The sequence below is a fragment of the Nevskia soli genome (assembly GCF_903970205.1).
In the GTDB taxonomy this organism is placed as follows: Bacteria; Acidobacteriota; Terriglobia; order Bryobacterales; family Bryobacteraceae; genus Bog-113.
In genome coordinates this window covers 1-5,689 of record NZ_CAJCHS010000100.1, presented here as the reverse complement: position 1 = coordinate 5,689, position 5,689 = coordinate 1, and the positions used below count along the sequence as shown (strand labels likewise).

Below are 5,689 nucleotides of genomic sequence, written 5' to 3'. Positions count from 1 at the left end.
GCCGACGATAAATTCTTCAACTACGCGCTGGCTTCGAAGATCGGCGTGGCCGTCCCGCGGACGGTAATTCTTCCGCACAAGATCAACCCTCCCGGAACGACGGACCGATCGATGCGCAACCTGATCTATCCGCTCGACTGGGACGCGATTTTCGGTTATGTCGGCTTCCCCGCATTCCTGAAACCCTATAGCGGCGGCGGATGGAAGAGCGTCTATCACGTCCACAACCGGGATGAGTTCTTCGCCGCGTACGACGATTCGGGCGACCTCCTCATGACTTTGCAGGAAGGCATCGAGTTCAAAGAATACTTCCGCTGCTATGTGGTCGGCCAGCGCGCCGTACACATCATGCAATACGATCCGCGGCGCCCGCATGCGTATCGCTACGTGCTCGACGGGCCCCCGGTCGACCCGCACCTGCTGGCCCGCGTTCACGACGATTGCCTCACTCTCTGCCGCGCACTCGGGTACGATTTAAATACGGTCGAATTTGCGGTGCGCGATGGTGTGCCGTATGCCATCGACTTCCTCAATCCGGCGCCGGATGCCGACCTTGTTTCCGTCGGCCCCGCGAACTTCGAGTGGATTGTGACGGAAGTGGCCAAGTTCGCGATCGAGAAAGCGTTGAGTAATGAAAATCCCGCGCGCGAAATGCGCTGGGCATCGTTTCTCCGGGGGTAAATCGTCATGCAGCCGACCTTTACGATCGGTATCGAAGAGGAGTATCAGACCATCGATCCGGTCACACGCGATCTGCGCTCGCACTTAGCGGCGGAGATTCTGGAGAAGGGCAAACTCATCCTTCAGGAACGCGTGAAGGCGGAGATGCATCAGTCGGTGGTCGAGGTCGGAACCGGGATTTGTCACAATATTCAAGAGGCGCGGCAGGACGTGACCGAACTGCGCCGCGGCATTATCGGGCTCGCCCGTAACAACAATCTACGACTAGCGGCCGCGGGCACACATCCGTTTGCCGACTGGCGGAATCAGGAAATCTATCCGGATGAGCGGTATCACACGATTGTTCAGGATTTGAAAATGGTCGCGCGCGCGAATCTGATCTTCGGGTTGCACGTGCATGTCGGCGTGGAGGATCGGGAGACCGCGATCAACATCATGAACACGGCGCGTTATTTCGTGCCGCACATCCTCGCGCTGTCCACCAATTCGCCCTTTTGGCTGGGCATGGATACCGGCCTCAAATCGTACCGTTGCAAAGTCTTCGATAAGTTCCCGCGCACGAACATCCCCGATTATTTCCCCAGTTGGGGCGAATACGACAGCTTCGTGAAGCTGCTGGTACGAACCAATTGCATCGACAACGCCAAGAAGATCTGGTGGGACATTCGCCCGCACCCCAACTTTCCGACGCTCGAATTCCGCTGTTGCGATGTGCCGATGCGCATCGACGAAACGATCGCGATCGCGGCGCTGATCCAGGCCACTGTCGCCAAACTTTACAAGCTCTACGCGGCGAACCAGGGTTTCCGGCTTTACCGGCGCGCGCTCATCATGGAGAACAAGTGGCGTGCTCTACGCTACGGCCTCGAGGGCAAGCTCATCGATTTCGGCAAGCAATGTGAAGTGCCGGTACGCGTGCTGCTTGAAGAGTATATGGAGTTCGTCGATGATGTCGTTGACGATCTGGGCTCTCGCAAAGAGATCGAATACATCTGGACGATGATTCGCAACGGCAGCGGCGCGGACCGGCAGCTCCGCGTGTATCAGGAAACCGGAGATCTCAAGAGCGTCGTCGACTACATCATTTCGGAGACGGAAGCCGGCATCCTGCAGCCCGCGGCCAGCGCAGCGTAACTATATCCAGCAAGCCCAATGAAAGATCATTTACTCAAACTTCCTTTCGATCCCGAGCTCTCGCCGGGAGCTTACAATGCGGTTCACATCTGCCTGCGCGTGCAGCCCGATGAGAAAGTAACCGTGATCACGGACGAGTTGTCGCAGGAAATCGCTTGCGCACTCGCGCATGAGCTCGAAGCGTTGGGCGCCGCCTACAACAGTTTCACGCTGGAAGACCTGGCGCCGCGTCCGCTTGAGATTATGCCGCAGGCGATCCTCGACGACATGGAAACGAGCCAGGTAAGCATCTTCGCTGTGACCGCGCAGCTGCACGAGTTGAAGACCCGTATGCAGATGACGGATGTTGTGAACCGCCGGCACATTCGCCACGCGCACATGGTGAACATCACGAAGCAGATCATGCTCGATGGGATGCGCGCCGATTACAACGAGGTCGATCGCATCAGCACGATCGTGTGCCATGATGCAGGTCACGCGCGGCGCGTGCGCGCCACGACGCGTTCCGGCACGGACATCATCGCGGACATGAATCCGAACTACCGCTGGGTGAAGACGAGCGGCATTATCAGTCCGTTGAAGTGGGGCAATCTGCCCGGCGGCGAGACATTCACGACGCCCGGCGAAGTGAACGGGACGTTTGTGATCGATGGCGTGGTCGGCGATTATCTCTGCGCCAAGTACGGGAATCTGCGCGATCAGCCGCTCACCGTCCATGTGAAGCAGAATCGCCTGACCGAAGCGCACTCCGAAAACAAAGAGCTCGAAAACGAGTTCTGGGAATATACGCACACGGATGAAAACAGCGATCGCGTGGGTGAGTTTGCGATCGGCACCAACGTGCAATTACATGACGTGATCGGCAACATTCTGCAGGATGAGAAGATTCCGGGCATCCACATGGCGTTTGGAAATCCCTACGGATTTCACACCGGAGCGGACTGGTATTCCTCCACGCACATCGATGTCGTGGGACGGCAGTTCAGCATCTGGCTGGATGATCGCCAGATTATGAATGACGGCGAGTTCATGCTGAACGGCGGGCGTTGAACCGGGCATGATTCCGGAATATCGCGAAGACTTTAACGCGCGTTTCACTCCGGAGAAGTATCAGCAGTTCCTGCGCACGATTGACGAGCGCAGCGGTGCGCACGTCGATTTCCGATGCAGCGAGACCGCGTGCTTCTTTCCCGCGGAACTGCTCAATCGCATGGCGGAAGCGGGTCGCGATCTGGCATGGCAGTTGGTGTCGAATCCGGATTATCTCGCGGCCGCCGATGCGGCGATCCCGCCGGCATTCCGCGTCGCCAACGACACGGATCGGCCTCTATTCCTGCAAGCCGACTTCGGAATCATCCGCGCGGCGGACGGCTCTTACGAACCGCGCCTAGTCGAGATTCAGGGTTTTCCTTCGCTCTACGGTTTCCAACTCACTCTGGCGCACGCCTACCGCGATGTTTACGAGCTCGACCCATCGCTCGAAACGGTTTTGGGCGGTTTGGACGAGGCTGGTTACAACGCAGCCTTGCGGGAAGCGATCGTCGGTGCATACGATCCGCAAAACGTCGTGCTGCTCGAAATCGATCCGCTAGCGCAAAAGACTCTACCGGATTTCCTGGTGACAGAGCAGATCTGCGGCATTCGGACGGTCGATATTCGCGACGTTCGCCGGCAGGGTGACCGCCTTTACTATGAACGGGAAGGCACTCTTGTTCCGATCCAGCGAATTTACAATCGCGCGATCGCGGATGAGCTGATCCGCCGCAACATCAAGCTTCCGTTCGATCTCGGCGCGGATCTCGACGTGGAATGGGCCGGTCATCCGAACTGGTTCTTCCGGATCAGCAAGTTTTCCCTGCCGTGGTTGAGGCATCCGACGGTGCCCGCGACGTGGCTGCTCAGCGAGGTCCGCGAGTTGCCGTTACCGCCCGAGCGACTGGTTCTGAAGCCGCTATTTTCCTTCGCGGGTCTGGGCGTGCGCGTCGGCCCGACCAGGGAAGAAATTGATGCGGTGCCAGCGGATCAACGGCACGAATACATTCTGCAAGAGCGCGTCAACTTCGTCCCCGTAATTCATACCCCTCCCGGCGACGCTCAGGCCGAAGTGCGCGTGATGTACCTATGGACCGGCGGGTTCGAGCGAGACGGCTTATTGCCCGTGAACACCATCGTCCGCACAGGACGCGGCAAGATGATGGGGGTCGATCACAACAAGAATTTGGAATGGGTGGGGGCTTCGGCCGGCTTCTATCCCAAGGCTAATTCCGGTCAATTGGTGGTAGGATAAAATTTCCAAGACAATCTAACGAGTTCCCCTAGGAACACCCATTACAAACACCCATTACAAACAATGGATTCGGACTTATTTACCCTAACTGTGCTACTGCTCGTTGCGGTGGTCACACTGACCTTTCCCGGCGGGCCTGGAACGCCCCGCCGCTACAGGGTTCCTCAACCCGTCCCGCTCGGCTAGGTTGCCGCAGATAAATCCCGTATCACTCGGGTGGCGGAGCTGAAGTAGTTTCCTTTTTCGACTCTTTGGCCTTTGCCGGACTGATTAGGATGTGGGCATTCCGCCCTTCCATGCGCGGCGTGCCCTCCACAATGCCGTGCGTGGAAAGATCCTCAGCGAAGCGGGTCAGCAATTTCTTGCCTAGATCCGTGTGGGCGATTTCGCGGCCGCGGAACTGCACCACCGCCTTGACTCGATTCCCTTCCTGGAGGAAGCGGATCGCGTGGTTTTTCTTGAAATCGTAATCGTGGTCGTCGGTGTTCGGACGGAATTTCAGCTCTTTCACCTGCACGACGTGCTGCTTCTTCTTGGCATCGTGCTGCTTCTTCTTGAGCTCGTATTGGTAATGACCAAAGTCAATGGCCTTTGCAACGGGGGGGACAGCGGTCGGAGAAACCACCACCAGATCGAGCCCCAGTTCCTGCGCCTTGCGTAGCGCGGCCGCAGTAGGCATCACTTCCGCGGTTCCATCCGGGAAAACGGCTCTTACCTCGCGCGCTCGAATCGACTCGTTCACATTCTCACGGCGGTTTTGCCGGCGCGGTGGGAAGTTTCTGCCTGGAATCATGTATAAGTTTGCGTTTTTTGCTGATCGATCTTTCCCATTATAACTTTAAAGACGCCTGGCGGCAGAGCGTTCATTGCGACCGCGTCCAAGGTCCCGCCGCGGGCCAGTTTTCGGCAAATGACCGATGGTCCGCCAGCGGGCGAGGCTCTATGTAGAGCCGATAAAGGCCGTCCATTGGCGGCGCTTCGACAGGTCCTCGTAGAATTCCGCTGTGAGGGCGGTAGGGAGCCGGGCCGGGACGTACGTCTTGCGCCGGGAATGGAAACAGCGCTGCGAGACTGCTGAGGTCGTGAAAGTCTTTCATGCGGCTTCTCGGCAACAACCGTTTCTCTTGTGGGGCGATGACGATCCTTAGCTCGAACAGCAGCGCACCTTTCAGCACGAATGCGTCCCGGTGTTTCGACCGGCTGAGACGAAACAACACGCGCTCCAGACCGTACTTCGTTAAGACGAGACCGAAATCCTCATGGCGCCGGCGGGCGAGATTCCGAAGGCGCCGGCCTACCGAAGCCGCGATGTTCTTGCTCACGCGAGGGTGTCCATGTAAGGGCGAATCACGTTGCTCACCCGGCAAACCTTGGCAGCCTTCCAGATCTGATCGATGGTTGCTTTCTTCTGGCGATAGCAATCGCGCAGCGCTTCTAGCGCCACATCGATACCGATTTTGTACCGGTACTTGAAGCAGTCCGCGACCGTTTTTGCGGGGTTGTAGATGCGTACCCGCACGCCCCCAATCCTATGCACCGACACGCCGAATTTGAACGCCTGCCCTGAGGCCGTGACGACTCTCAGGG

7 protein-coding genes are annotated in these 5,689 nt (G+C 58.0%); 4 read left to right on the top strand and 3 right to left on the bottom strand.

The genetic code is table 11. The features are described from left to right. The 4 genes from H1Y01_RS04765 to H1Y01_RS04750 all read left to right on the top strand — a co-directional run. Positions 1 to 681, top strand: a 681-nt coding sequence (locus H1Y01_RS04765) for an ATP-grasp domain-containing protein (protein ID WP_219341270.1), incomplete at its 5' end; no start/stop codon positions are given. A gap of 6 nt (positions 682 to 687) precedes the next feature. Next, positions 688 to 1,815: a carboxylate-amine ligase gene (locus H1Y01_RS04760; protein ID WP_180539127.1), complete on the top strand. Its 1,128-nt coding sequence runs from the start codon at positions 688 to 690 to the stop codon at positions 1,813 to 1,815. An 18-nt stretch (positions 1,816 to 1,833) separates the two neighbouring features. Continuing rightward, the gene (locus H1Y01_RS04755) at positions 1,834 to 2,865 is read left to right on the top strand and encodes an aminopeptidase (protein WP_180539126.1); all 1,032 of its coding nucleotides are present in this window, start codon (positions 1,834 to 1,836) and stop codon (positions 2,863 to 2,865) included. Between the two features lie 7 nt (positions 2,866 to 2,872). Beyond that, positions 2,873 to 4,102, top strand: a complete 1,230-nt coding sequence (locus H1Y01_RS04750) for a hypothetical protein (protein ID WP_180539125.1) — start codon at positions 2,873 to 2,875, stop codon at positions 4,100 to 4,102. A 208-nt stretch (positions 4,103 to 4,310) separates the two neighbouring features. On the opposite strand, the gene infC is transcribed toward H1Y01_RS04750, so the two are convergent. From infC to H1Y01_RS04735, 3 genes are all read right to left on the bottom strand, one after another. Then, positions 4,311 to 4,895: a translation initiation factor IF-3 gene (infC, locus tag H1Y01_RS04745; protein WP_180539124.1), complete on the bottom strand. Its 585-nt coding sequence runs from the start codon at positions 4,893 to 4,895 to the stop codon at positions 4,311 to 4,313. Positions 4,896 to 4,965: 70 nt separating this feature from the next. Next, positions 4,966 to 5,424 carry a hypothetical protein gene (locus H1Y01_RS04740; protein WP_180539123.1) on the bottom strand — a complete coding sequence of 153 codons (459 nt, stop codon included), beginning with the start codon at positions 5,422 to 5,424 and terminating at the stop codon, positions 4,966 to 4,968. Further along, positions 5,421 to 5,689: type IV toxin-antitoxin system AbiEi family antitoxin domain-containing protein (locus H1Y01_RS04735; protein ID WP_437179947.1), on the bottom strand; the 269-nt coding region annotated here is incomplete at its 5' end. The genes H1Y01_RS04740 and H1Y01_RS04735, both read right to left, overlap by 4 nt.